Source organism: Stenotrophomonas sp. PAMC25021 (assembly GCF_004795795.1).
GTDB lineage: Bacteria > Pseudomonadota > Gammaproteobacteria > Xanthomonadales > Xanthomonadaceae > Stenotrophomonas > Stenotrophomonas muris.
This window is the reverse complement of record NZ_CP039255.1, coordinates 1,016,047-1,040,873: the sequence shown is the minus strand read 5'-3', so window position 1 is coordinate 1,040,873 and position 24,827 is coordinate 1,016,047. Positions and strand designations below refer to the sequence as shown.

The following is a 24,827-nucleotide window of genomic DNA, read 5'->3' as shown; positions in this document are numbered from 1 at the left end:
ACGCGCACGTACAGACGACACAGCGGATTCGCCCTTATCATGGCCCGCTTCGATTGCAACAAGCGGATGACCGCGTGACCGTATCCACCCTCGCTTTTGTCTTCCCCGGCCAGGGCTCGCAGTCTGTGGGCATGGTGGCCGAGCTGGCCGAACTGCACCCACAGGTGCGTGAAGCCTTCACCGAGGCATCCGATGGTGCCGGCGTCGACCTGTGGGCGCTGTCCCAGGGCGGCCCGGAGGAAATGCTCAACCGTACCGAATACACCCAGCCGGCCCTGCTGGCCGCGAGCATCGGCGTGTGGCGCGCCTGGAACGCCGTGGGCGGTCCGCGCCCGTCGGTATTGGCCGGCCACAGCCTGGGCGAGTACACCGCCCTGGTTGCCGCAGGCGCACTGAGCCTGCATGACGGTGCGCACCTGGTGCGCCTGCGCGGCCAGCTGATGCAGGAAGCCGCACCGGCCGGTGTCGGCGCCATGGCCGCCGTGCTCGGCGCCGAAGACCAGCTGGTGCTGGACGTCTGCGCCGAAGCGGCAGGCAGCCAGGTGGTGGTGCCGGCCAACTTCAATTCGCCGGGCCAGATCGTGATCGGTGGCGACGCCGACGCGGTCGACCGTGCGCTGGCGCTGCTGGCCGAGAAGGGCGTGCGCAAGGCGGTCAAGCTGGCCGTCAGCGTGCCCTCGCACACCCCGCTCATGCGCGAAGCCGCCAACCGCCTGGCCGAAGTGATGGCCGGCCTGTCCTGGCACGCGCCGCAGCTGCCAGTGGTGCAGAACGTCGACGCCCAGGTGCACAGCGGCATCGACGCGATCCGCACCGCGCTGGTCCAGCAGCTGTACCAGCCGGTACAGTGGACCGGGTGCGTGCAGGCGCTGGCTGCCCGTGGCGTCACCCGGATCGCCGAGTGCGGCCCGGGCAAGGTGCTGACCGGCCTGGTCAAGCGCATCGACAAGGCCATCGACGGCCGTTCGCTGGCCACGCCGGGCGACTTCGAAGCCGCCCGCGAGGCATGGTCGGCCTGATCCCCCCTGTTCCTGCCGACCGTACCGGTGGCCGCGGCAAGCGGCACGGGTGCGGCGGTCGCCCCAGCCTGAGGAAAACATCATGAGCAAGCCCCTGCAGGGTGAAATCGCACTGGTCACCGGCGCCAGCCGTGGCATCGGTGCCGCCATCGCCGATCTGCTGGCCGCCCAGGGCGCCACCGTCATCGGTACCGCCACCACTGAATCCGGCGCTGCCGCGATCGGCGAACGCCTGGCCGCCCACGGTGGTCACGGCCGCGCGCTGAACGTCACCGATGCCGCCGCGCTGGACAGCGTGCTCGATGGCATCGCCAAGGAATTCGGCCCGATCTCGATCCTGGTCAACAATGCCGGCATCACCCGCGACAACCTGCTCATGCGCATGAAGGACGAGGACTGGGCGTCGATCATCGACACCAACCTGACCAGCGTGTTCCGCACCAGCAAGGCGGTGATGCGCGGCATGATGAAGGCGCGCAAGGGCCGCATCATCAACATCGCATCGGTGGTGGGCGTGACCGGCAATGCCGGCCAGGCCAACTACGCCGCGGCCAAGGCGGGCATCATCGGCTTCAGCAAGTCGCTGGCCAAGGAAATCGGTTCGCGCGGCGTCACCGTCAATGTTGTCGCACCTGGCTTCATCGACACCGACATGACCAAGGCGTTGCCGGAAGAAGCGCGCACCGCGCTGATCAACGACATCGCCCTCGAACGCCTGGGGTCGCCGGAAGACATCGCCCATGCGGTGGCCTTCCTGGCCAGCCCGGCTGCCGGTTACATCACCGGCGAAACCCTCCATGTGAACGGCGGCATGTACATGCCGTAAGCAAGGGGCGCAGGGATTGCGCCGCAAGTGGTTGATCTGCGGAGGTTTTTGCTGCAATGCATGGCCGCGCCGGTTTCCACTACACTATCCCACGGCCATCGCCTTTGATGGCGACCACTTTTGAACCACAACTCCATCTGGAGCGAGATCCCATGAGCACCATCGAAGAACGCGTCAAGAAAATCGTCGTCGAACAGCTTGGCGTCAAGGAAGAAGAAGTCACCAACAGCGCATCGTTCGTCGATGACCTGGGCGCTGACTCGCTGGACACCGTCGAGCTGGTGATGGCCCTGGAAGAAGAATTCGAGTGCGAGATCCCGGACGAAGAAGCCGAGAAGATCAGCACCGTGCAGGCCGCCATCGACTACATCAAGGCCCACGTCAAGGCCTGATGTCAGACGGCAGTGCGCGCGCGGGCCCACGCTCGCCGCGCACCGCACCCCATGGGGCCGCAGTTGCGGCCCCGTGTGTTTGAGCATCACACCGAAGCAAACCGAGTTGCCCGTTGAAATCAGCCGGGTCAGGAGAATCAGCAATGAAGCGTCGCGTCGTCGTAACCGGCCTGGGTATCGTCTCGCCGTTGGGCAATGATCTGGCCAGCAGCTGGGAAGGCATCACCCACGGTCGTTCGGGCATCGGTCCGCTGACCAACGTTGCGGATGCCTATCTGGATCGGTTCACCACCAAGATTGCAGGTGAGGTCAAGGGATTCGACATCACCGCCGACAATGAATTGTTCGGCAAGTTCCGGGTCAGCGGCAAGGATGCCAAGAAGATGGACCCGTTCATCCATTACGGCCTCGGTGCCTCGTTCATGGCCCTGCACGACTCGGGCCTGGAGATCACCGACGCCAATGCCGATCGCATCGGCGCCATCGTCGGCGCCGGCATCGGCGGCCTGCTCGGTATCGAAGAGCAGACCATCGAGTTCCACGAGGGCAAGAAGATCTCGCCCTTCTACGTGCCCAAGACCATCATCAACATGCTGCCGGGCCAGCTGAGCATCATCACCGGCCTGAAGGGCCCGTCGTTCTCGGCGGTGTCGGCCTGCGCGACCTCGAACCATTCGATCGGTACCGCGATGCGCATGATCCAGTACGGCGACGCCGACGTGATGGTGGTTGGCGGTGCCGAGCGTGGCTCGTCGCCGACCGCGCTGGGCGGCTTCTGCGCGATGAAGGCCATGAGCACCCGCAACGATGCCCCGGAACAGGCCTCGCGCCCGTGGGACAAGGACCGTGACGGCTTCGTGCTGGGCGACGGCGCCGGCATCCTGATCCTGGAAGAGTACGAGCACGCCAAGGCGCGTGGCGCGAAGATCTACTGTGAACTGGCCGGCTTCGGCGCCAGCTCCGACGCGTACCACATGACCGCACCGAGCGAGAACGGCGAAGGCGCCGCGCGCTGCATGGCCATGGCCATGAAGGACGCGGGCGTGACCCCGGAACAGGTGGGCTACCTCAACGCGCACGGCACCTCCACGCCGCTGGGCGACCTGGGCGAGACCATGGCGATGAAGACCGCCTTCGGCGACCACGCCTACAAGATGATGGTCAGCTCCACCAAGTCGATGACCGGCCACCTGCTGGGTGCTGCCGGCGGCGTGGAAGCGATCTTCTCGGTGATGGCACTGCAGGACAACGTCATCCCGCCGACCATCAACCTGCAGCAGCCGGGCGAAGGCTGCGACCTGGACTACGTGCCCAACGAAGCACGCCAGGCCAAGGTCGACGTGGTGATGTCCAATGGCTTCGGCTTCGGCGGCACCAACGGCACGCTGGTCTTCAAGCGCGTCTGACCGAGTTGTAGCGTCGGGCCATGCTCGACGCCGCGTTCTACGGAGCCGCCGCAAGGCGGCTTCCGTGCATCTGAACCCCAGAACTGGCTGCCATGACCCACGCACCGCTGATCCACCCGCTGCCGCACCCGATCGATCTGCTGGCCCTGCAGCAGCATGACCCGGCGCGCTTTCCGCTGCTGATGGAATCCACTGCCTCGGGCACCGCGCAGGGCCGCTGGAGCCTGCTGCTGGCCGCGCAGGGCGATGGCCTGCGACTGGATGCGGATGGCCAGGTGCGCGACCAGCACGACGCGGTGCACGCCGGCAGCTTCCTGCAGGTGCTGGACCGTGCCTGGCAGCGCGAACGCCTGCCGCATGACGGCAGCCACAGCCTGCCGTTCCGCGGCGGCTGGGCGTTGATGCTCGATTACGAAGTGGCCAGCCAGATCGAACCGGTGCTGCCGGCGCGTGCGCGCGAGGACGGCCGCCCGACCGCGCTGGCGCTGCGCTGCCCGGCCGCGGTGCTGCATGACCATCACAACGGCGCCAGCTTCGTCATCGCCGAGGCCGGCGAGCAGGCGTTGCTGGATGCGCTGGTGGCACTGGCCTCGGCCGCGCTGCCCGAGGCCGGGCAGGGCTGGCAGCCGCCGCAGGCGGTGGGCGAGGATGCGCCGCAGCGCTTCACCGACGGCGTGCGCCGGGTGATCGAGTACCTGCGTGCCGGCGACGTGTTCCAGGTGAACCTGTCGCGGCGCTGGAGCGCGCAGTTCGCTGCGCCGGTCAGCCCGCAGGCGCTGTACGCGCAGCTGCGCCGTGCCAATCCGGCACCGTTCGCCGGCCTGTTCAGCGCCCACGGCCGCCATGTGGTCAGTTCCTCGCCGGAGCGGCTGGTGTCGGTGCATGCCGGCCACGCGCAGACCCGTCCGATTGCCGGTACGCGTCCGCGCTTCGAGGGGGACGATGATGCCGCACGCATCCAGGAGCTGGTCGGCCACCCCAAGGAGCGCGCCGAGCACGTGATGCTGATCGACCTGGAGCGCAACGACCTGGGCCGCATCTGCATGCCCGGTACCGTGGTGGTCGACGAGCTGATGACCGTGGAGAGCTACGCGCATGTGCACCACATCGTCAGCAACGTCAGCGGCCACCTGCGCCCCGATGTGACCCCGGGCGAGGTGATCGCCGCGACCTTCCCGGGCGGCACCATCACCGGCTGCCCCAAGGTGCGCTGCATGCAGATCATCAGCGAGCTGGAGCAGGTGCCGCGTGGTGCCTACACCGGCGCGTTCGGCTGGCTGAACCGCGATGGCGACCTGGACCTGAACATCCTGATCCGCACCGCCGAAGTGGATGGCCACCAGGTCAGCTTCCGCACCGGCGCCGGCATCGTGGCCGATTCGGACCCGGACAAGGAACTGGACGAGACCCGCGCCAAGGCCCGCGGCCTGCTGCGCGCACTGGGCCAGCAGGGCTGATCCGGTCGGGGTCGGATCCCTTGCGCACCGCGCGAGGGCTCTGACCCCCGCAGTCATGCCGCCGGGCGTTCATCCACGCATGGCGTGGATCTACTGATCGACCGTTGGCCGGCACGCAGGCGCCACCCCGGTCATGACCCCAATCCACCGGCACGGTATCCTGCACGACGGAATCGAGTTCAGAGGTAGTCCATGGCGGGAGCCAAGCGCGGGTGTCTGTTCGTGGTAACGCTGGTGGTGGTGCTGGCCGCCGTCGTGGCGGGCGCGGGCGCGTGGTTCTTCTACCAGCAGACCCGGTTCGCCGATGCCCCGATCACCCCGACCGCCGAGAGCGTGGTCATCGCCAGCGGCGATGGCATGAACAGCGTGCTGCGCAAGCTGCGCGACGCCGGCGTGGACGAGGGCCAGGACACCCAGTGGCAGCTGTTGGCGCGCCAGCTCGATGCGGCCGGCAAGCTGAAGGTGGGCGAGTACGCGCTCGGTGGCGAGCTGACCCCGCGCGAGCTGCTGCTGCGCATGCGCGCCGGCAAGGTGCTGCAGCACCGCGTCACCATTGTCGAGGGCTGGAACATCCGCCAGCTGCGTGCCGCACTCAAGCGCGCCGAGCCGCTGCTGCACACCACCGACAACCTGGATGACGCCGCGTTGATGCAGCGCCTTGGCTTCGGTGGCCAGCACCCGGAAGGCCGCTTCCTGCCGGAGACCTACGTTTACCAGCGCGGCGACAGTGATCTGGACGTGCTCAAGCGCGCCCACGCCGCAATGGAAAAGGCGCTGGACGAAGCCTGGGAAAGCCGCGCGCCGGACCTGCCGATCAACACGCCCTACGAACTGCTGACGCTGGCGTCGATCATCGAGAAGGAAACCGCGCTGGCCAGCGAGCGCCCGCAGATCGCCGGCGTGTTCATGCGCCGCCTGAAGATCGGCATGCGCCTGCAGACCGACCCGACCGTGATCTACGGCATCGGTGCCGCGTATGACGGCAACATCCGCCGCCGCGACCTGACCACCGATACGCCGTACAACACCTATACCCGTGCGGGCCTGACCCCGACCCCGATCGCCATGCCCAGTCGCGACGCGCTGATGGCCGCGGCGCAGCCGGCCGCCGGTGATGCGCTGTACTTCGTCGCCGTGGGCGACGGCAGCGGCGCGCACGTGTTCTCGCCCAGCCTGGACCAGCACAACGCCGCCGTAGCCCGCTACCTGCAGCAGCTGCGCCAGCAACGTACCCAGGAGACCCCGGCGCAATGAGTCCCGCGCTGCTTCGCCACCCGCGTTTCGTCAGCCTGGAAGGCGGCGAGGGCGCAGGCAAGACCACCGCCATCAATGCCATCCGTGACTGCCTGCGCCGCCACGGCCACGAGGTGGTGCTGACCCGCGAGCCGGGCGGTACGCCACTGGCCGAGCGCATCCGCGGCCTGCTGCTGAAGCCCGATGCCGAGATCGCTGCCGAACCGCTCAGCGCCGAAGCCGAGCTGCTGCTGGTGTTCGCCGCACGCGCCCAGCATGTGCGTCAGGTGATCCGGCCGGCGCTGCAGCGCGGTGCCTACGTGCTGAGCGACCGCTTCACCGATTCCAGCTACGCCTACCAGGGCGGTGGCCGCGGGCTTGACCCGCAGTGGATTGCCGACCTGGAGCGCCGCGCGGTCGGCCTGCTGCCAGGGCTGACCCTTCTGCTGGATGTGGACGTGGCCGTCGGCCGCGCGCGCGCCAACGGTCGCGACCTGTGGCCGGACCGCATCGAGAGCGAGCAGGACGATTTCTTCCAGCGCGTGCGCGCCGTGTTCCGCAGCCGCGCACAGCAGGACCCGCAGCGCTTCGCGCTGATCGACGCCGGCCAGGTGCAGGAACGCGTGGCCGCCGATGTGGTCGCACATGTCGAGCGTTGGCTGCAGGAAGGGGAGGGCGCATGAGCACGTTTTCGCCGTGGCAGCAGCGTGCGTTCGACCAGACCGTGGCCGCGCTCGATGCGGGTCGCCTCGGTCATGGCCTGCTGATCTGCGGCCCGGCCGGGCTGGGTAAGCGCGAGGTAGCGCTGGCGCTGGCCGACCACGTGCTGGCGCAGGGTGATGCAACGCACGCCACGCGTACGCGCCAGCTGATCGCCGCCAGCACCCATCCGGACCTGCAGCTGGTCAGCTTCATTCCGAACAAGAGCGGCGACAAGCTGCGTACCGAGATCGTCATCGAGCAGGTGCGCGAGATCACCGACAAGCTGGCGCTGACCCCGCAGTACGGCGTGGCGCAGGTGGTGATCGTCGATCCGGCCGATGCGATCAACCGCTCGGCGGCCAATGCGCTGCTGAAGACCCTGGAAGAGCCGCAGCCCGGCCGCTACCTTTGGCTGATCAGCAGCGACCCGGCACGCCTGCCGCAGACCATCCGCAGCCGTTGCCAGCGACTGGAATTCAAGCTGCCGCCGCAGCACGAAGCACTGGCCTGGCTGCAGCAGCTGGGCCACAGTGAAGCATCGGCGCGCGAAGCGCTGGAGGCCGCCCGCGGCCATCCCGGCCAGGCCGACAACTGGCTGCGCGAAGACGGCCTGAGCCTGCGCCGCGAAGTCGGTCGAGATCTGGAACAGCTGGCCGCCGGCAAGACCGGCGCGGTGGAGCTGGCGCAGAAGTGGTGTGGTGATGACAACGCGGCGCTGCGCCTGCGCTTCGCTGCCGACCTGGCGCTGGCCCAGGCCAGCACCGATGCCTTGACCACGCCGGAGCGATTGCACAAGCTTGCAGCCTGGTTCGATGCGGCCAACCGCACCCGCGACCTGCTGCGCACCACGGTGCGTGCAGACCTTGCGGTGGTCGAGTTGCTGCTGGCCTGGAACAAGGTGAACGAGCGGCCTGCCGCAAGGGGAAATCGATGAGTGCCAGCAACGCCCGCCAGGGCATCCTGTCCCTGGCTGTGAAGGACAAAGCCGCGCTGTACAGCGCGTACATGCCGTTCGTGAAGAATGGCGGCATCTTCGTGCCCACGCCCAAGCGCTATTTCCTGGGCGACGAGGTGTTCCTGCTGCTGACGCTGCCCGATTCCAGCGAGCGCCTGCCGGTGGCCGGCAAGGTGATCTGGGTGACCCCGGCCGGCGCGCAGGGCAACCGCACCGCCGGCATCGGCGTGCAGCTGGCCGACGGTGCCGAAGGCGAGGGCGTGCGCCACAAGATCGAGACCCTGCTGGCCGGGCTGACCGGTTCGGACAAACCGACCCATACGATGTGATTCCGGTAGCGTCGGGTCATGCCCGGCTGCGTGCCCCGAAATGCCCGTGAACACGACTGTGAAAAACTGTTGACGGCCTCTGAAAAGCCCCTATAATGAGCGGCTCAGCAACACACCGGGCGGTTAGCTCAGCGGTAGAGCATTGCCTTCACACGGCAAGGGTCACAGGTTCGATCCCTGTACCGCCCACCATGTTGCAGAACGAAAAAAGCCTCCAGCAATGGGGGCTTTTTTGTTGCCTGCGATCCAGCAGGATCAGCCGGAAGCGCACACCCTTTCAGCCGTGCCGCTCCAGCAGCTCGCGCGCGATCATCGCCGTAGCATCCAGCAGGTCGTGGCCGCTGCCGGCCTGCACCACCACCGCCAGCAGAGTCCGGCCCACCTCGGCATTGCCGCTGGTCAGCTCCATCTCTGCTTCAAAGCACAGATCGGCCAACCATTCGTTGGCCTGTTGCAGCCCGCGCTTGCGGACGCGGCGGAACTCCGCGAGCAGCTTCGCCTGGCCGGCCTCCTGCTCGCCATCGGCCAGCAGGCCGATGGCACCGCCGTGCGCCGCGCGCCAGATGGCCGGTAGCGGGCGACCGTTCGCGTCCACCACGTCCGCCGAGAACTGCGCGCAGTACATTTCGTAGCGCTTGCCCGCTGTGCTGCGGGGCACGATGCCGGCTTCGGCGAGCAGGCGTTCGGCTTCATCCAGTGTGCTGAACTTCAAGCGCAGCAGTGCAGGGCGGCTCAGCTGTTGCGCCAGCGCGTGTTGGTTGGCCGCGAACCAGACGTTCCAGCCCACGGTTGCGCGGCCTTCCAGTGCGGCCTTGAAGTACTCCAGGTGTTCGGCGTCCATTGCGGTCTCCTGCGCTCCCTGCGCGATTGTAGCGGCAGCACATCCGGGCCGGTCAGGCATCGCCGCTGAAGAGGCAATGATGCGCCTCGCGCACCAGCTGTCGTGCGGCCACGATCAGTCCGTCGATATGGAAGGCGCCCAACTGTTCGTCCGGGCCGCCTTCGTTGCGCGCATGATCGGCGGCCTGCAGCAGATCGAGCAATGCGCCGAGCCCGGATAGCGAGCGGCGCAACGAAGCGTGATTGCTGGCGCCGAGGGTGAGGCTGATGCATGGCTGTCCGTCATCGCCGTCAGCATGGTTGATCGCATTGAGACGGGCGAAGAAAGTGGGCAGCTGCGCGGGCAAATTCTGTGCGTTCAGGGCGCACTCGATCTCGCGTGCGAGGTCTTCCGGCACATCGGTTGCGACGTCGCCGATCAGGGTGTGCAGGCGGGGATGGACGGCGGTGCGGTTGGTCATGGCGAAACCCTCACTGGCGTAGGGCCACCTTCAGGAGTGAAGGTGGCGGACGGTGCGGGTTGGCGTACCAAGGCAAACAAGCTTCAGGGGAGAAGAATGCCTGGCGGATCTGGCGATCCCCACGCACCGGCCGCCATTGAAGGCAGTCGGTGCATTCTCTCTGCTGCGATTGTTCCTGCAGCCCCTAAATCTTGTTTGATTATTCGAGACGCCAATCCCGGCCAAGGCGTCTTGCCTCGGCGCGGCGATCTTCAAGCCGGGCAATCACATCGGTCTGTAAGGAAAATTCTCAACTGTCCCTAGGCAGGCCAGATGTTTCCCAATGTGTGCAGTCCAGCACCCGCGAGTAGTGCGGCCCATCACTGATGGCGCACATCGCCGCACCTGCCGACCGTGCACGAGACGACTCCACAGCGGAGCCACCACGGCAATCGCGTCACCCCGCGCGGCGGAGGCGGGACCATGCCACGCATGGAGCCAGAGGGTTCCATCCCTGTGCTGTCCCACCGCCTTGGGCAGGCGTAGTCTCAGCCCATTGCCGTGCCCATCCACCCCGGAGTACCACCATGCCGCTCGCCCGCATCGATCTTCGCAAAGGTAAATCCGCCGACTACCTGCAACGCGTCGGCGAAACCATCTACCAGGCCATGCGCGCGGTGGGCGTGCCGGAAAACGACCGTTTCCAGATCTTCCAGGAACACGCGCCCGGCACGCTGATCTACGACCCCGGCTACCTGGGCGTGGACCGTACCGATGACTTCATCTGCATCCAGATCACCTGGAACGAAGGGCGCACGCTGGAGCAGAAGAAGGCGTTGTACCTGGGCATCGCCGACGGCCTGCATGCGGCGGTGGGCATCCGCCGCGAAGACGTGTTCATCAATCTGGTGGAAGTGAAGAAGGAGAACTGGTCGTTCGGGAACGGTCAGGCGCAGTACGTGAGTTGATGCGGGTGCGCTGCGCTGTTTCTTTAGGGCGTGCCAAGGCGCTGTGCTACTTGGCGAGCGGACGGGATTCGTGAATCAGCATCCTGGCGCTTGCGCCACGAAGCGGTGCGATGTCTTCAACCGTGCTGATCTGGACGCGGTAGCGACGTCGCGCCTGCAACGGCAGCAGCGCGACATGGAGTCGATAGGCCCCGTCGCTGCCTCGTTGGGTCTGAGCGTAGTTCAGTCCCGCATCGCGGTGCCAGTCTGGCAGTGGCTGGCCAGATTGCGACTGTGCGATCTGGTAGGCGTCGGGGCTTGCCAGCGACTGCCACGTGCCGCCGGACCATTGCTGAAGTCCGACGCGTAAAGGAATGTGCAGGTCGCGCGGAGAAGCAGCATCTGGCGATGGGGAGAGGTGCTGCAGATCCAGCTCCACCGCATATGTAAGGTAGCTGGCAAAATTGCGCGCCGTGGTTTCGAACTCGAACTGCACCTGCTGGCCGGGCGTGTCCACGGCGATGGGCTGTGAGAGTTCCAGCGGCTCTGGCGGTGGGGGCGGCCCCTTGTCGGCGCAGGCGGCAAGCAGCGCGGTCAGGCCGAGCAGGCTGATGCGCAGCCGGTGTGTGATTCGGGTGGTCATGCCGATCCCTCTGGCTCCTTGCCGTGGCCATCTGAACCCTAAACTTGGCGAGGCGGGGCCTGCAAGCGTAGGGACCGCGGTGCGGTGCATTCACATGTCGCCGCTGGAGGCGAGCCCCTGCGTCACCGTGTCGCAGGGGCCAAACCCTGAACGGGGTCCAAGGTTGGCTATGGCCCCGTAGAATGGCGGCGTGCGCCATTCTGTTCTCCACCGCCGGTTCCAGGCCCTGGCATGGCTTGCCATGCTGCTGGTGCTGCTCGCCCCGCTGGTGAGCCGCTGGCTGGCGCATGGTCACGTGGCTGCCGCTGCGCCGGTGGCGGCCATGGACCACGCAATGCACGCAGAGCACGCGCTGCACGCGATGGAAGGGCACCACGACCATCACGCAATGGCCATGCCGCACGGCGGGGCCACGAAGAAGCCGCCCGCCGATCCACATGCCGATCATGAGATGGGTGTGGACTGCGATTACTGCCTGATCGCTGCACGGCTGATCACCCTGCTGGTGGCGGCCGTGCTGCTGTTGGCGCCGATGGCACCGGTGTGCCGCGCACTGCGCGGCGCGGTGCGGGCGTTGCCGCAACGGATCAGCGGCACATTGGGCGCGCGTGGGCCGCCGGCACTGATGGCCGCCTGAGCCGCACGCGCGCTGCATTGAACGTTCTTCCATGAGGTTGCCGGCCACGGCCGGTGCCCGCACGCGCGTGTCTGTCCCTTTCTGATTGCTGCCCTGCCATTGCGGGGTGGCCTTGCATGCCGTGAAAAAATGAAAACGAACCCCAACTCCGCGCGCCTGCGCCGGGCGACGCTGCCTGTCCTGTGCGCGTTGCTCCTGCACACCGCCCCCGTACTTGCCGCTGACGCGGCCCCACCGACCACGCTGGATACCGTGCGGGTGGTCGATACCCGCAGCGGTGAACTGTCGTCCACCGCCAGCGCGGGCTCTGCGTTGGGCCTGAGCGTGCTGCAGACACCGGCCAGCCTGACGGTGATTTCGCGCGAGCAGCTGGAGCAACGCGGCGACAGCAACCTCAACGATGCGATCAGCCGGGCGGGTGCGATCAGTGCCATGCCGCACCCGGGCAATGGCCTGAGTGCGCTGTCCAGCCGCGGCTTCACCGACGGTGCCTCGGTGATGCGGCTGTACGATGGGCTGCGCCAGTACGGCGGCGTGGGCATCACGTTCCCGTTCGATACCTGGTCGATCGAGCGCATCGAAGTGCTGCGCGGCCCGGCCTCGGTCATCCATGGCGACGGTGCGATCGGCGGTGTCATCAACATCGTGCCGAAGAAGCCCACGCGTGGGGCGATCGAGAACGAGATCAGCGTGACCGTGGGCAGCGAGGACACCGCGCGGCTGGGCTTCGGCAGTGGTGGCGCCCCGACGCCCGAGCTGGCCTACCGGCTGGATGTGAGCGGCAACTACAGCGGTGGCTGGGTTGATCGTGGACGCAACAGCGACGCGACATTCTCCGGTGCGTTGCTGTGGCAGCCACGTGCGGACCTGCAGCTGATGCTCACCCATGCGCAGGGCTACCAGAAACCCATGCGCTACTTCGGCACGCCGCTGGTCGAGGGCCGCCAGCTGGAGGCGCTGCGCCACCGCAACTACAACGTGGACGACAGCGAGATCCGCTTCCGCGACCGCTGGACCCAGCTCGACGCGCTGTGGACACCGAACGCGAACGTGGAATGGCGAACCCGCGTCTACCAGATCGACAGCCAGCGTGATTGGCGCAATGCCGAGGCCTATGTCTACAACCGCGCTACCGGCTTGATCGATCGCTCGGGCAATACCGAGATCACCCACAACCAGGACCAGACCGGACTGACCTCGACGCTGCGTGTGCAGGGAACGGCGGGTGGCCTGCAGAACAACTTCGCGGTGGGCCTGGACGCCAACCGTGCGCACTTCAAGCACACCAACAACACCTATGCCGGCAGCTCGGGCCCGGTCGATCCGTTCGATCCGGTGCCGGGGCAGTTCGCCAGCGACGCGCCGAACCTGCCGCGCTATCGCAACCGTGCCGAGCAGTACGCGCTGTTCGTGGAAGACCGGCTGGCACTGAGCGAGCGCTGGTCGGTGCTGGGTGGCCTGCGCCATGACCGCGCGCGCATCGATCGCACCGATCTGATCAGCGGCCAGAACGCGTTCTCGAAGACCTACAGCAGCACAGGCTGGCGTGCGGGTACGGTACTCGCGCTGCGGCCGACGCTGAGCCTGTATGCGCAGTATTCGCAGGCGGCGGACCCGGTCAGTGGCCTGCTGATGATCAGCCCGGCCAACGGCGCCTTTGACCTGGCCAAGGGCCGGCAGATCGAGGTTGGCCTGAAGCAGGCCTTCGACGGTGGCGAGTGGACGCTGGCGGCGTATCGCATCCGCAAGACCGGGCTGCTCAGCCGCGATCCGCTGGTGCCGGATCGCCGCGTGCAGGTGGGCGCGCAGACCTCGCGCGGTATTGAAGCGTCCTTGAACTGGAACTTCGCGCCGCGCTGGTCGCTCGATGCCAACGCGACGGTGCTGAAGGCCGAGTTCGAGGACTTCCTGGAAACCACGGGTTCGCCGGCGGTGTTGGTGTCGCGCGACGGCAACGTGCCGCCGAACGTGGCCGAGCGCCTGGCCAGTATGTGGTTGAGCTGGCAGTTCGCACCGGATTGGAGTGCGGCGGGGGGCGTGCGTTATGTCGGCAAGCGCTACGCCGACAACGCCAATACGCTGGAACTGCCCGGCTACAGCACCACCGACCTTGCACTGACCTGGCAGGCGGCACCGCGCACTCAGCTGTCCGCGCGGTTGTTCAACGTGTTCGACAGGGCGTACTACGCCACCGCGTACTACACCAGCACGCAGTGGCTGCTGGGGGCGGACCGGCGCGTCGAATTCACCGTCGACCATCGCTTCTGAGGGCGCGGGCAATGACGTTGCGTTCCACCGCCAAGCGCTGGACCTACCTGGTGCATCGCTGGCTGGGCATCGGCGGATGCCTGCTGATGCTGCTGTGGTTCGTCAGCGGCATGGTGATGCTGTTCATTGGTTACCCGAAGCTGACACCCGGCGAGCGGCTGGCGGCGTTGCCGGTGCTGGGTGAGGCCCGCGACCTGCAGGGGCTGTCGGTACTGCCTGCCGCCGTGCAGGCCGAGCCGGAGGCTGTGGCGTTGACCACGCTGCGTGGAGCGCCTGCCTATGTGGTGCGAAGTGGCAGCAACGTGGGCGCCTGGTCTGCCGTGACCGGCCAGGCCCTGCTGCCGGTGTCGGCACAGCGCGCCGAAGCATCCGCCGCGCAGTTCGCGGGCGGCCAGGCCTTCGTGGGTGCGATGCGCGTGAATGAGGATCGTTGGACGCATTCGCGTGCACTGGACGCGCATCGGCCGCTGTATCGGGTGGAGGTGGGCGGTGCGCAGCCGGGCGACCTGTATGTGTCCTCGCATACCGGTGAGGTGGTGCTGGACGCCCCGCATGTGCAGCAGCGCTGGAACTATGTGGGCGCCTGGCTGCACTGGCTGTACTTCCTGCGCATGCAGTCGGTCGACCCGGTGTGGACGTGGGTGGTGATCGTGCTGTCCGCACTGTGTACGGTGGCGGCGATCAGCGGCATCGTGGTGGGCGTATGGCGCTGGCGTTTCCGTGGGCACTATCGTTCCGGTGCGAAGACGCCGTACGTGGAGTCGTGGATGCGCTGGCACCATCTGATCGGATTGTGTGCTGCGGCCTTCGTGTTCACCTGGATTTTCAGCGGCCTGATGTCGATGAACCCAATGGGTGTCTTCAGCAGTACGGGTGAAGCGATCGATGTTGAGCACTACCGTGGCGGCGCGGTGGCGGTGGATGGTGCGCTGGGTGATCCTGCGAAGCTTCTGGCGATGGCCGAAGCTGCGCGCTTCCAGCCGGTGGAGATCCAGTGGCGACGGATCGGTGGTGAGCTGTTCGCGGTGTTGCTGGACGGGCAGGGTGATACGCGCATCGTGTCCGGCGGCAATGGGCACCTGCATGTCGCACGGTGGCTGCCGACCGCGTGGTTGCAGCAGAGGGCACGTGCGCTGTCCGCTACACCCATCCAGGGTTTCGTGGTGCAGCATGCAGCGGATGCGTACTTCTACCCGCGTGCGCCCGAGGCCATGAATGGTGCAGCGGTACGTCGCTTCCCGGTGGCAGTGGTGGATTTCGGTGATGCCGAGGCGACACGCGTCCATCTCGATCTGGCGACCGGCGATCCGTTGCTGACGATGGGGCATCGTGAGCGGGTGGGGCGCTGGCTGTTCTACTTCCTGCATAGCTGGGACCTGCCGGCGATGCTGCGCCAGGAAGGTGCCCGGTTGGCGGTGTTGCTGCTGCTGAGCGCTGCCGGCACCGCGTTGTGTGCCACGGCGACGGTGATCGGCTATCGGCGATTGCGGATGAAGCTGCGGCGCAGGCGGCGCTGATGCCCTGGGCTACACCCGCAGCCAACGCGTGGACATCGCCACCAGCAACAAGGCCGTGGCCACGCCGATGAATGCAGCGATCAGGCCGAAGTGGTTGGCGGCAAAACCGATCAGTGCCGGGCCAGCAAGGATGCCGGCAAAGCCCAGCGTGGAAACGGCGGTGATGGCCAGCGCGCCGGGCATGCGGGTCTGGTGGCCAGCCAGCGAGAACAGCGCCGGTGCGATGTTGGCGCAGCCGAGGCCGACCAGCACATAGCCGATCAGCGACGCCTGCCACGGCGTGACCAGGGTCAGCACCAGCACGCCCGCGGCGGCAAGCAACGCGCCGAACACGATCGCGCGCTGGCGGCCCACGCGTGCCACCAGTGCATCACCGAACAGGCGTGCGACGGTCATGGTCAGGGTGAAGGTCACATAGCCAATGCCGGCGAGGCCGGCATCGACGCGGCGCACGTCGCTGAGAAACACCGCGCTCCAGTCGAGCATCGCACCTTCGCCGAGGAACGCGACGAACGCCAGCACGCCGATGAACAGCACGATGCCGTGTGGCAGGGCCAGCATCGGTGTGTCGTGCGGCATGCGTTCGCTGTGCCAGTACGACGCCGACAGCAGCATCACCAGCAGCATGGCGCCAACGCCGATCAGCACGGACGCCGAGGGAGGCAGGTGAGCAGACAGCAGCACGGTCATGGTGGCCGCGCCGAGGAAGCCGCCGATGCTGAAGAACGCATGGAAGCCGGACATCATCACGCGCCGTGCTTCGCGCTCGACGATGACGGCCTGTACGTTCATCGTGCAGTCCATTGCCCCCACGGCGGCGCCGAACACGAACAGGACCAGCCCGAGTGTCCAGGCCGAACCGGCCAGCGCCAGGCCGGGCACGGTCAGGCAGATCAGCAGGCTGCTGGCCACCATCACCCGCCGGCAACCGAGGCGCGCGGCCAGCACGCCGGACAACGGCATCGCCAGCAGCGAACCGGCACCGAGGCAGAGCAGCACCAGCCCCAGCGTGGCGTCGTTGATCCCGGTGCGTGCCTTTGCGAACGGCACCAGGGTGGCCCACAGCGCGGTGGCGAAGCCGGGAATGAAGAACGCAGCGCGGGTCGCGTGCTGTTCGGCACGCGCGCGGTTGGCAACGGACATGAGCGGTACGGTCAGGGGGGAGTGGGGTGTACCGCGATGCCTGCGGCGCGGAAGCGTGCCGCCAATGCGGGCGGTGCGGTGGTGGTCAGCACCAGGTCGTCGATCTCGTCGAGGCTGGCAATCTGCCAGTTGCCGCGTGCACCCAGCTTTTCAGTCGTGGCGGCGACGATGACACGGCTGCTGCAGGCCACCATCGCGCGCTTCAGCGTGGCTTCTTCCGCATCCATTGCCCACACGCCGGTGTCGCCGTCCACCGCGCAGGGGCCGGGCAGGTACACATCGGCGCGCAGGCGCTGCACCTGGGCCAGTGCTTCGGCGCCGACCGCGCCGCCACCGCTGGCCAGGCGCCCGCCGATCAGCTGCACCGAGGTGCCTTCAAGCAGGCTGGCGGCCGTGGCGATCTGTGGCGCGTTGGTGATCACCGTCAAGCCGAGGGCGGCCGGCAACTGCTGGGCGATCGCCAGGTTGGTTGAACCGGCGTCGAGCAGTACGACCTGGCCGGGTTGCAGCAACGCGCAGACGCGGGCGGCCAGCTCGGCCTTGTCGCCGCGGTCGCGGGTCAGCCGCTCGCGCAGCGGGCGTTCCTTGGGCGGTGGCAGCACGGCGCCACCGTAGACGCGCTGGCACAGGCCCTGCGCGGCCAGCTCGCGCAGGTCGCGGCGGATCGAATCTTCGGACACGGCATAGCGGCGCGCCAGCTCGGCGGCAACCACGCGGCCCTGCTGGCGCAGTTCCTCCAGAATCTGCCGGGTGCGCTGGGCGGGGAGGGGGCTGGGATCGGAGCTCATGCTGCAAGTCTGCACGTTCGTGCATTAACGTGCAACAACGTGTATGCTGCGTTTGGGCGGGGCACAGGGCGGCTGGACTGCCGGTGAATCCGCCCGCGCCCACGTCTATGGATCGCCCTCGCGGCCCGGCATGATGGCGGGGCACCTGGCATGGAATCCCTGATGTCCCCCACCGTTCACCGCAAGCTGCGCATCGGCGCGGACCAGTACACCGGCCAGAAAGTGGTCGACCAGCAGTTCCATGAGTGCGATTTTTCCGGTGCCGACCTGACCGCCACCGAGTTCATCAACTGCAGCTTCTACGATGCCGACAGCCGCAGCGGCTGCCGCTTCAATGGCGCCACATTGAAGGAGGCCAGCTTCCGCAGCTGCGACATCAGCATGTGCCACTTCAACTTCATCAAGGCGCTGGGCCTGGAGATCAGCGAGTGCCGCGCGCAGGGTGCGGATTTCAGCAACGCCAGCTTCATGAACCAGATCACCACGCGCAGCTGGTTCTGCAGCGCCTTCATCAAGAAGTCGAACCTGCGCTATGCCAATTTCTCGCGGGTCACGCTGGAGAAATGCGAACTGTGGGAGAACCGCTGGGACGGTGCAAACGTCAGCGGCGCCAGCTTTGCCGGCTCGGACCTGTCCGGTGGCCAGTTCGAGGGAATCGACTGGAACAGCGCCAACTTCACCGACTGCGACCTGACCAATTCCGATCTGGGCGAGCTGGACCTGCGCAGCACCAACCTGCGTGGCGCCACGCTGGATGTCCAGCAGGTGGCGCTGTTGATGCAGCGCATCGGCATCACGGTGGTGCCGTAGGCATCAGCCGGCGTACGCCACCCAGCCCTTGAAGCTGAAGCCCGCATAGAACAGCTCCACATCGTCGAAGCCGGCCTCCTGCAGCAGCGTCACTTCCTGTTCGGGGGCCAGCAGCGGCAGCCGCTCGGCAATGGCGTCGATCGCGCGCTGTGCATCGGCGTGGGCAACGCCGGAGGCTTCGGCGAACGCGGCGTAGCGCTGCAACCAGCGCAGCTTGCCGGCCGGATCCTGCGGCACGCTGTGGTGGGCCACCACCAGCGGCGCACCGGGCTGCAGGCGCCTGTGCAGCTCCCGCAGCGTGTGCAGGCGCTGCGCGCCGTCGAGGAAGTGCAGGGTCAGCAGGCAGCTGGCACCATCGAAGCGCACGTCGGGGGCATCGTCGATGTAGCCTTCCAGCAACTGCACGCGCGACATCAGCGGGCCCAGTGTCTGTTCGGCCAGGGCCAGCATCGGTGCAGCCGGGTCCACGCCCAGCAGCTGCCAGCCCGGCTGCGCCTCGGCAAATGCCTTCAGCTCCAGCCCGCCACCGGCGCCCAGCACCAGCACGCGGCCCTGCGCAGGAACGTGTTCGGCCAGCAACAGGCGACTCATCTGCTGCAACGCGAGGAAGCCCGGCACCTGGCGCAGCGGGCCCTCGGCATAGCGGGCAACGGCCTGCGGATCGGAGAACGAAGACATGCGTGCATTCCTGCAACAGGGACATACCACTGTACCGTGGCATGCAAGTGCCTTTGCCGCGGGTCGCTCCTGCCTGCGCTGACCGGCTTGCATCCAGCTCAGCGCAACGCCCGCGCCAGCACCTGCCAGATCCTCGGGTCCTGGCACTGCGAGACGTTGAAGCGCAGATAGTCGGCCGCGCGCTGCGACTGGCTGAACGCGTTGCCCGGCGCCAGCACGATGCCCTCGCGCAGGCATTGCCGCGCCAGTGCGGCGGCGTCGCGGCCGTCGGGCAGCTGGCACCACAGGAACAGGCCGGCTTCCGGCTGCAGCCATGGCGTGATGCCCAGCGCCTGCAGTTTCCGCAGTGTGTGCCGGCGTGCATCGGCCAGGCGCGAACGTATCGACTGCATGTGGCGGCGGTAACCGCTATCGGTCAGCGCGATGTGCATCAACTGCGCGGCCAGATGGCCGCCGCCAAAGCTGGTCGCCAGCTTCAGGTCGGTCAGTGCTTCTATCCAGTCGTGGCGCGCAGCGATGTAGCCGCAGCGCGACGCTGCCGACAGCGTCTTGGAGAAACTGCCGACGTGGATCACCCGTGACAGTCCATCGAGCGCGGCCAGCCGCGGTGCCGGCTGCAGTTCGAAGTCGGCGAAGATGTCGTCCTCGACGATGATCAACTCGCTGCGTTCGGCCAGGCCCAGCAGGCGGTGCGCGGTGTTGGCCGAAAGCACCGCGCCGGTCGGGTTGTGCAGGCCGGAATTGGTGATGTACAGCCGCGGCGAATGCGCCTGCAGGGCTTGCGCGAACGCCTCCAGGTCCGGGCCGCTGTGCGTGTACGGCACGCCGATGGCCTGCACCTGGTGCGCCTTGAGCAGCGCGTGGTAATTGAAGTAGCTCGGGTCATCGACCAGCACGCAGTCGCCGGGCTTGAGCAGGAAACGGCAGAGCAGATCGACCGCGTGCGTACCGGATTCGGTCAGCAGGATCTGCTCCATCGGTGCATCGATGCCAAGCGTGGCGCTGCGCCTTTGCAGCAGCTGGCGCAACGCGGGCAGCCCGAGCGGACCGGCGTAGTCCACCAGTTGCATGGCATCGGCACGCGACAGCCGGCGCAGGCCGCGGCGCACGCCATCGTGATACAGCCAGTCACTGGGCATCCAGCCGCACCCTGGCTTGAGATCGCCCGCGGGCGTTTCCAGCGATTGCCGTGACACCCACAGCGGATCCACCGCGCGATCCAGCCGCGGCTCCATTTCGGCCAGCGCCAGCGGTGCGGCCGGGCCACTGACGTAGAAGCCCGAGCCTGCGCGCGCACTGATCAGGCCTTCGGCCGCCAGGCGCTCGTAGGCCTCGACCACGGTGGAGACTGAAACCCCCATGGTCGCCGCCTGCGCACGTACCGAAGGCAGGCGGGAGCCGGGGCCATCCACCCGTGCACTGATGCGGGTGCGGACGGTCTGGATGACCGATTCGATGCGGGTGAGCGGGCGCGGCATGGTGGAACCGTAGTGGAAGTGTGGGCAGTACAGTTACTTGCGGCTGTACTGGATTGTAGCTGGGGTCGTTCCGCGCCGGATGCTTCCATACAGGTGCAGCCGGGCATCGTCCGGCACCTTCAGGAGTACAGGCGTGGAACGGTCGGCGAGTGGTTGGATCAATGGCTTCATCGGTGTGGTGATCTTCGCCGGCTCATTGCCGGCCACCCGCCTGGCGGTGCTGCAGCTGGATGCCGGGTTCGTCACCGCCGCACGCGCCACCATCGCCGCGGTGCTCGGTCTGGGGCTGCTGCTTCTGCTGCGCCAGCCATGGCCGCGGCGCGGCGACCTGCCGGGGCTGGTGGTGGTCAGCCTCGGCGTTGTGGTCGGCTTCCCGCTGCTGACCGCGCTCGCGCTGCGTCACGCGTCGTCGGCGCACACCATCGTGTTCCTTGGCCTGCTGCCGTTGAGTACAGCGGTGTTCGGCGTGCTGCGCGGTGGCGATCGGCCGCGCCCGGCGTTCTGGCTGTTCTCGTTGCTGGGCAGTGCCTGCGTGGTCGGCTATGCCGCGCGCAACGGAATCGAAGCCTCGTTGCAGGCCGACCTGCTGATGCTGGCGGCGATCGTGGTGTGCGGGCTGGGCTACGCGGAGGGTGGTCGGCTCGCCCGTCATCTGGGCGGCTGGCAGGTGATCAGCTGGGCACTGCTGCTGGCGTTGCCGGTGATGCTGCCGCTGACGGTGCTGATGCGCCCGGCCTCGTTCACCGCGGTCGGTGCCTCGGCGTGGTGGGCACTGGGCTACGTGGCAGTGTTCAGCATGCTGATCGGCTTCCTGTTCTGGTACCGCGGGCTGGCCCAGGGCGGCATCGCTGCCGTCGGTCAGCTGCAGCTGCTGCAGCCGTTCTTCGGCCTGGCCCTGGCCGCGCTGCTGCTGCACGAGTCGGTCAGCCTCAGCATGGTGCTGGTGACTCTGGTCGCGGTGATCTGCGTCGCCGGCGCGCGCCGCTTCAGCCGCTAGGAAAAAGGGGACGGAGGGGATTAAGTCGTTTCAGGCACAGCAGGACCAATTACGACTTAATCCCCTCCGTCCCCTTTTCCGGGGTGCTGCGGAAAAGGTGCGCAACGGCGTAGTCGATGAACACCCGCAAGCGTGCACTGGGATGGCGCCCGCCGGGCCACAGCAGCGAGAACTGCCCCTGGTGCGTGGGCAGTGTGGGCAGCACCTGTTGCAGGCGGCCATCGGCCAGCGCGTCAGCTGCGAGGAAGTCAGGCATCCAGGCCAGGCCCATGCATCCGATCGCAGCGGCCAGCACGGCTTCCATGTTGTTGCAGGTCATCGCCGTGGGAAGGCGCGCCCCGGCGTCGCCTTCGATGCCCGGCAGCTGCCACGGATGCAGCTTTCCCGTGGTGGGGTAACGGAAGCGCAGCGCGGTATGCATGCGCAGGTCGCCCACATCGCCGGGCGTTCCATGCATCTGCAGATAGCCCGGCGCCGCACAGAGGATGAAACGAAAACCCCCCAGTCGCCGTGCGGTCAGGCTGGAATCAGCCAGTTCGCCACTGCGTATCACCGCATCCAGGCCTTCGCTGACCACATCGACGATGCGGTCGTTGAAGTCCAGTTCCAGCTGCACCTGCGGATAGCGTTGCTGGAAGCCGGGCAGCACCGGCAGCAGGAAGCGGTAGCCGATGGTGGGCAGGCCGATGCGCAGCAGCCCGCTGGGGGCGTGCTGTCGCTGCGCCAGGTCCGCCTGTGCTTCGGAAAGCTCGTCCAGTGCACGCCGGCAGCGCTGCAGCAGCAGTTCGCCTTCGTCGGTGAGATGCACGCGGCGGGTGGTGCGCTGGAACAGGCGCGTGCCGAGTTTCTGTTCAAGCCGGGCGATGCGCTTGCCGACGGCCGAGGCTGACAGGCCGAGTACGCGGGCGGCACCGACAATGCTGCCTGACTCCGCGGTGCGGACGAAGGCGAGCAGGGCGGAGATGGAGTCCATGCTTGGATGATTGCGGAACATCTGGCCGCAATCAACATCCACCGAGCCTGTTTTTCTGGAATAGCGGCCTGTCCATCATCAATGCCCCTGATGGATGGAGGCCCGCATGGCCCCGGATTCGATGCTCCCTGTACCTGTCCGCGCGCAGCAGCGCTGGGCGCTGCTTGCGGTCTGCCTGGCCGCGCTGGCGTTGCCGTTGTCCTTCTCTGCCGGTGCAGTCGCGGTGCCGGCGCTGGCCCGTTCCGCGGCGGCATCGCCCACCGCGCTGGCCTGGGTGACCAACGCCTTCATGCTCACCTTCGGCAGTCTGTTGCTCGCTGCGGGCGGCTTGGCCGATCGATATGGCCGTCGGCGGCTGTTCCTGCTGGGCACGGCGGGCTTCACCACCGCCACCGCCGCCGTCTGCCTTGCTCGCACGCTGCTATGGCTGGATCTGGCGCGCGGGTTGCAGGGCGTTGCCGCGGCGGCGGCGCTGGCATCCGGCACGGCGCTGCTGGCACAGGCCTGGCAGGGGCCGGCGCGTGCCCGTGTCTTCGCCCTGCTGGGCACCACGTTCGGCATGGGGCTGGCGTTGGGGCCCCTGCTCGCGGGCCTGCTGCTGCAGACATTGGGATGGCGCAGCGTGTTCGCCGCGGGCGGTGTGCTCACGTTGGTGGCCTTCGGCCTGGGGGCACGCGCGTTGCCTGAAAGTCATGGCGAGCGCCGACCACTGGATATCGGCGGCATGCTGATTTTCAGCCTGACGCTGGCGGCGTTGACCCTGGCGCTGCTGTGGCTGGGCGAGTTCGGCCTGCATGCCGCGCGCGTGCGGCTGGCGCTGCTGGTGACGCTGCTGTTGGGCGGGGTGTTCGTCTTCATCGAACGGCGGCACCCCTCACCGTTGCTGGACCTCTCACTGTTCTCGCAACCGGCGTTCCTCGGTGTCCAGCTGCTGCCGGTGGCGACCTGCTTCGGCTACGTGGTGCTGCTGGTCGTGTTACCTGTGCAACTGCTGGGCGTGCATGGCCAGAGCGCGACGCTGGTGGGACTGCAGATGCTGGCGCTGTCCGCGCCGATGCTGGTCCTGCCGATGCTGGCCGCGCGTTGGGCGGAGCGCGTGGGAAGTGCGCGGCTGTGCACGCTGGGTCTGCTGGTGTGTGCCGCCGGCCTGTACCTGTTGTCGCGGCAGGCGTCGCACCCGTCGCCCTTGCAGTGGGTGCCGCTGCTGATGCTGGTCGGCGCAGGCACGGCTTTGCCGTGGGGGCTGATGGATGGACTGTCGGTGAGCGTGGTACCGGTGCAACGTGCCGGCATGGCCGCAGGCATATTCGGAACCGTGCGGGTGGCCGGCGAAGGCATCGCGTTGGCCGCAGTCACTGCCTTGCTTGCGCTGCTGATCGGCCGTCAGCTGCAGGGCGCGTCGCCGGCATCGCTGGTGCGTGCCGGTGCCTATCTGGCCACGGGGGCGCGGGAACAGGCGCAGGCACTGCTACCGACGATGAGCCGCATGCAGCTGCAGCACGCCAGTAGTGATGCGCTGGCGACACTGCTGCGCGTACTGGCGCTGCTGACCGCCGCCTGTGCCGCCGTGTTGCGCCTGTTGCTGCGGAAAAGGACAGGTGCCTTGGTCGGGAACATGGTGTAGCTGGCTCATCGCCGCCTCCGCCGTCATCCCGTTGTCGTGTCCCGCTCACGCCGCCTATGCCCACCCGGGCCTAGTGTTGATCGTCCCCGTCCCCCACGGAGACCCGCCATGTGGCTGCTCGACCATCTCTGGCCCAGCCGTCGACCCCTTCCTCCCCCGGTCGAGGACGCGCCACAGGCACCGTCACGCCGGCCCTGGCTGAAACGCCCGGCGCGGGCCGGGCGCAGCGGCATGGCGCCCTGGCAGAAGGTGGCCACGCCACCGCGGCGCACGCGCCACTAGCCGGTGCGGTCTGATGGGTGGTTGACCCCATCGCTGACCGGGATCACCCCCAGCGCGAACGGGTCGATGCCCTCCAGGCAGGCCACGTTGTAGCCGTACTGGTCGGGGTTGGAGCGGCGCCGGTGATGGGTGTAGATGCCGCACACCCCGCAGAAGTAGTGCTCGGCCACATGGGTGTTGAACTGGTATTTCTGCAGGTGATGCTGCCCGCGCACCACCTGCAGGCCCTGGCGGGGGACGCTGGCGGCGATGGCACCCCGGCGCCGGCACATCGAGCAGTCGCAGCGGCGCGGGTCGACGACGCCGTCCGGGAGGTCCAGCAACAGCTCGACCGTGCCGCAGTGGCAGGTGGCGCGGTGCTGGGGTTGGACCGGAACGCCGGCCACGGAAGTGATGCCCATCGTTGCTCCTGTGAGGTGAACCTGGCCGCATGGACCGCCGCA

25 protein-coding genes and 1 tRNA gene are annotated in these 24,827 nt (G+C 67.6%); 17 read left to right on the top strand and 9 right to left on the bottom strand.

Annotation, left to right across the window (positions count from 1 at the left end):
• The first annotated feature begins 74 nt into the window (after window positions 1-74).
• The 10 genes from fabD to E5790_RS04975 all read left to right on the top strand — a co-directional run bounded on the left by fabD (window position 75) and on the right by E5790_RS04975 (window position 8,511).
• Complete coding sequence (gene fabD / locus E5790_RS05020) at window positions 75-1,019, top strand: ACP S-malonyltransferase (RefSeq protein ID WP_032958546.1); 945 nt, start codon at window positions 75-77, stop codon at window positions 1,017-1,019.
• 82 nt (window positions 1,020-1,101) lie between these two features.
• Window positions 1,102-1,845 carry a 3-oxoacyl-ACP reductase FabG gene (gene fabG / locus E5790_RS05015; protein WP_005408312.1) on the top strand — a complete coding sequence of 248 codons (744 nt, stop codon included), beginning with the start codon at window positions 1,102-1,104 and terminating at the stop codon, window positions 1,843-1,845.
• 152 nt (window positions 1,846-1,997) lie between these two features.
• Entirely contained in the window at window positions 1,998-2,237 is a 240-nt protein-coding gene (gene acpP, locus E5790_RS05010) for an acyl carrier protein (protein ID WP_005415509.1), read from the top strand.
• 143 nt (window positions 2,238-2,380) lie between these two features.
• A complete protein-coding gene (gene fabF, locus E5790_RS05005) occupies window positions 2,381-3,643 on the top strand; it encodes a beta-ketoacyl-ACP synthase II (RefSeq protein WP_111205520.1) in 1,263 nt (420 codons plus the stop codon).
• 92 nt (window positions 3,644-3,735) lie between these two features.
• Complete coding sequence (locus tag E5790_RS05000; protein WP_111205521.1) at window positions 3,736-5,100, top strand: aminodeoxychorismate synthase component I; 1,365 nt, start codon at window positions 3,736-3,738, stop codon at window positions 5,098-5,100.
• Window positions 5,101-5,292: 192 nt separating this feature from the next.
• The gene (gene mltG / locus E5790_RS04995; protein ID WP_014646191.1) at window positions 5,293-6,354 is read left to right on the top strand and encodes an endolytic transglycosylase MltG; all 1,062 of its coding nucleotides are present in this window, start codon (window positions 5,293-5,295) and stop codon (window positions 6,352-6,354) included.
• Complete coding sequence (gene tmk, locus E5790_RS04990; RefSeq protein WP_111205522.1) at window positions 6,351-7,016, top strand: dTMP kinase; 666 nt, start codon at window positions 6,351-6,353, stop codon at window positions 7,014-7,016. Before mltG ends, tmk begins: the two co-directional genes overlap by 4 nt.
• Window positions 7,013-7,969, top strand: coding sequence for a DNA polymerase III subunit delta' (locus E5790_RS04985; RefSeq protein WP_032958537.1), 957 nt, complete (start codon window positions 7,013-7,015; stop codon window positions 7,967-7,969). The genes tmk and E5790_RS04985 overlap by 4 nt, the downstream gene beginning before the upstream one ends.
• Entirely contained in the window at window positions 7,966-8,319 is a 354-nt protein-coding gene (locus E5790_RS04980) for a PilZ domain-containing protein (RefSeq protein ID WP_005412452.1), read from the top strand. Before E5790_RS04985 ends, E5790_RS04980 begins: the two co-directional genes overlap by 4 nt.
• Before the next feature lie 117 nt (window positions 8,320-8,436).
• A tRNA-Val gene (locus E5790_RS04975) sits at window positions 8,437-8,511 on the top strand.
• Window positions 8,512-8,596: 85 nt separating this feature from the next.
• Here E5790_RS04975 and E5790_RS04970 read toward each other — a convergent pair.
• Both E5790_RS04970 and E5790_RS04965 read right to left on the bottom strand, forming a co-directional pair.
• Window positions 8,597-9,160, bottom strand: a complete 564-nt coding sequence (locus tag E5790_RS04970; RefSeq protein ID WP_111205523.1) for a hypothetical protein — start codon at window positions 9,158-9,160, stop codon at window positions 8,597-8,599.
• Window positions 9,161-9,212: 52 nt separating this feature from the next.
• Window positions 9,213-9,620, bottom strand: coding sequence for a hypothetical protein (locus E5790_RS04965; RefSeq protein ID WP_111205524.1), 408 nt, complete (start codon window positions 9,618-9,620; stop codon window positions 9,213-9,215).
• A 566-nt stretch (window positions 9,621-10,186) separates the two neighbouring features.
• Between E5790_RS04965 and E5790_RS04960 the strand changes: the two genes are divergently transcribed.
• Window positions 10,187-10,567 carry a tautomerase family protein gene (locus E5790_RS04960; protein ID WP_074726395.1) on the top strand — a complete coding sequence of 127 codons (381 nt, stop codon included), beginning with the start codon at window positions 10,187-10,189 and terminating at the stop codon, window positions 10,565-10,567.
• A 46-nt stretch (window positions 10,568-10,613) separates the two neighbouring features.
• Here the strand turns inward: E5790_RS04960 and E5790_RS04955 are convergent, their stop codons facing one another.
• Window positions 10,614-11,189: a hypothetical protein gene (locus E5790_RS04955; RefSeq protein ID WP_111205525.1), complete on the bottom strand. Its 576-nt coding sequence runs from the start codon at window positions 11,187-11,189 to the stop codon at window positions 10,614-10,616.
• Between the two features lie 241 nt (window positions 11,190-11,430).
• Here E5790_RS04955 and E5790_RS04950 point away from each other — a divergent pair, with 241 nt between their 5' ends.
• The 3 genes from E5790_RS04950 to E5790_RS04940 all read left to right on the top strand — a co-directional run bounded on the left by E5790_RS04950 (window position 11,431) and on the right by E5790_RS04940 (window position 15,611).
• Complete coding sequence (locus tag E5790_RS04950) at window positions 11,431-11,826, top strand: DUF2946 family protein (RefSeq protein ID WP_014646198.1); 396 nt, start codon at window positions 11,431-11,433, stop codon at window positions 11,824-11,826.
• A gap of 129 nt (window positions 11,827-11,955) precedes the next feature.
• Window positions 11,956-14,094 (top strand): TonB-dependent receptor, encoded by a 2,139-nt coding sequence (locus E5790_RS04945; RefSeq protein WP_168708229.1) that lies wholly within the window; start codon window positions 11,956-11,958, stop codon window positions 14,092-14,094.
• An 11-nt stretch (window positions 14,095-14,105) separates the two neighbouring features.
• Complete coding sequence (locus E5790_RS04940) at window positions 14,106-15,611, top strand: PepSY domain-containing protein (protein ID WP_111205526.1); 1,506 nt, start codon at window positions 14,106-14,108, stop codon at window positions 15,609-15,611.
• Window positions 15,612-15,620: 9 nt separating this feature from the next.
• Here E5790_RS04940 and E5790_RS04935 read toward each other — a convergent pair whose 3' ends face one another.
• Window positions 15,621-16,754, bottom strand: coding sequence for an MFS transporter (locus E5790_RS04935; RefSeq protein ID WP_111205527.1), 1,134 nt, complete (start codon window positions 16,752-16,754; stop codon window positions 15,621-15,623).
• An 11-nt stretch (window positions 16,755-16,765) separates the two neighbouring features.
• Window positions 16,766-17,542, bottom strand: coding sequence for a DeoR/GlpR family DNA-binding transcription regulator (locus tag E5790_RS04930; RefSeq protein WP_014646202.1), 777 nt, complete (start codon window positions 17,540-17,542; stop codon window positions 16,766-16,768).
• Between the two features lie 162 nt (window positions 17,543-17,704).
• On the opposite strand from E5790_RS04930, the gene smqnr reads away from it, so the two are divergent.
• The gene (gene smqnr / locus E5790_RS04925) at window positions 17,705-18,352 is read left to right on the top strand and encodes a SmQnr family pentapeptide repeat protein (protein WP_014646203.1); all 648 of its coding nucleotides are present in this window, start codon (window positions 17,705-17,707) and stop codon (window positions 18,350-18,352) included.
• A 3-nt stretch (window positions 18,353-18,355) separates the two neighbouring features.
• Here the strand turns inward: smqnr and E5790_RS04920 are convergent, their stop codons facing one another.
• Together E5790_RS04920 and E5790_RS04915 are read right to left on the bottom strand one after the other, a co-directional pair.
• Window positions 18,356-19,030 (bottom strand): class I SAM-dependent methyltransferase, encoded by a 675-nt coding sequence (locus E5790_RS04920; protein ID WP_049441007.1) that lies wholly within the window; start codon window positions 19,028-19,030, stop codon window positions 18,356-18,358.
• Between the two features lie 98 nt (window positions 19,031-19,128).
• Window positions 19,129-20,508 (bottom strand): PLP-dependent aminotransferase family protein, encoded by a 1,380-nt coding sequence (locus E5790_RS04915; protein WP_041863130.1) that lies wholly within the window; start codon window positions 20,506-20,508, stop codon window positions 19,129-19,131.
• A gap of 133 nt (window positions 20,509-20,641) precedes the next feature.
• Between E5790_RS04915 and E5790_RS04910 the strand changes: the two genes are divergently transcribed.
• Window positions 20,642-21,505, top strand: coding sequence for a DMT family transporter (locus E5790_RS04910; protein WP_032958514.1), 864 nt, complete (start codon window positions 20,642-20,644; stop codon window positions 21,503-21,505).
• 49 nt (window positions 21,506-21,554) lie between these two features.
• Here E5790_RS04910 and E5790_RS04905 read toward each other — a convergent pair whose 3' ends face one another.
• Window positions 21,555-22,478, bottom strand: coding sequence for a LysR substrate-binding domain-containing protein (locus tag E5790_RS04905; protein ID WP_111205529.1), 924 nt, complete (start codon window positions 22,476-22,478; stop codon window positions 21,555-21,557).
• A gap of 106 nt (window positions 22,479-22,584) precedes the next feature.
• On the opposite strand from E5790_RS04905, the gene E5790_RS04900 reads away from it, so the two are divergent.
• Window positions 22,585-24,102, top strand: coding sequence for an MFS transporter (locus E5790_RS04900; protein WP_111205538.1), 1,518 nt, complete (start codon window positions 22,585-22,587; stop codon window positions 24,100-24,102).
• A gap of 278 nt (window positions 24,103-24,380) precedes the next feature.
• On the opposite strand, the gene E5790_RS04895 is transcribed toward E5790_RS04900, so the two are convergent.
• Window positions 24,381-24,785, bottom strand: coding sequence for a GFA family protein (locus E5790_RS04895; RefSeq protein WP_111205530.1), 405 nt, complete (start codon window positions 24,783-24,785; stop codon window positions 24,381-24,383).
• Window positions 24,786-24,827 lie beyond the last annotated feature (42 nt).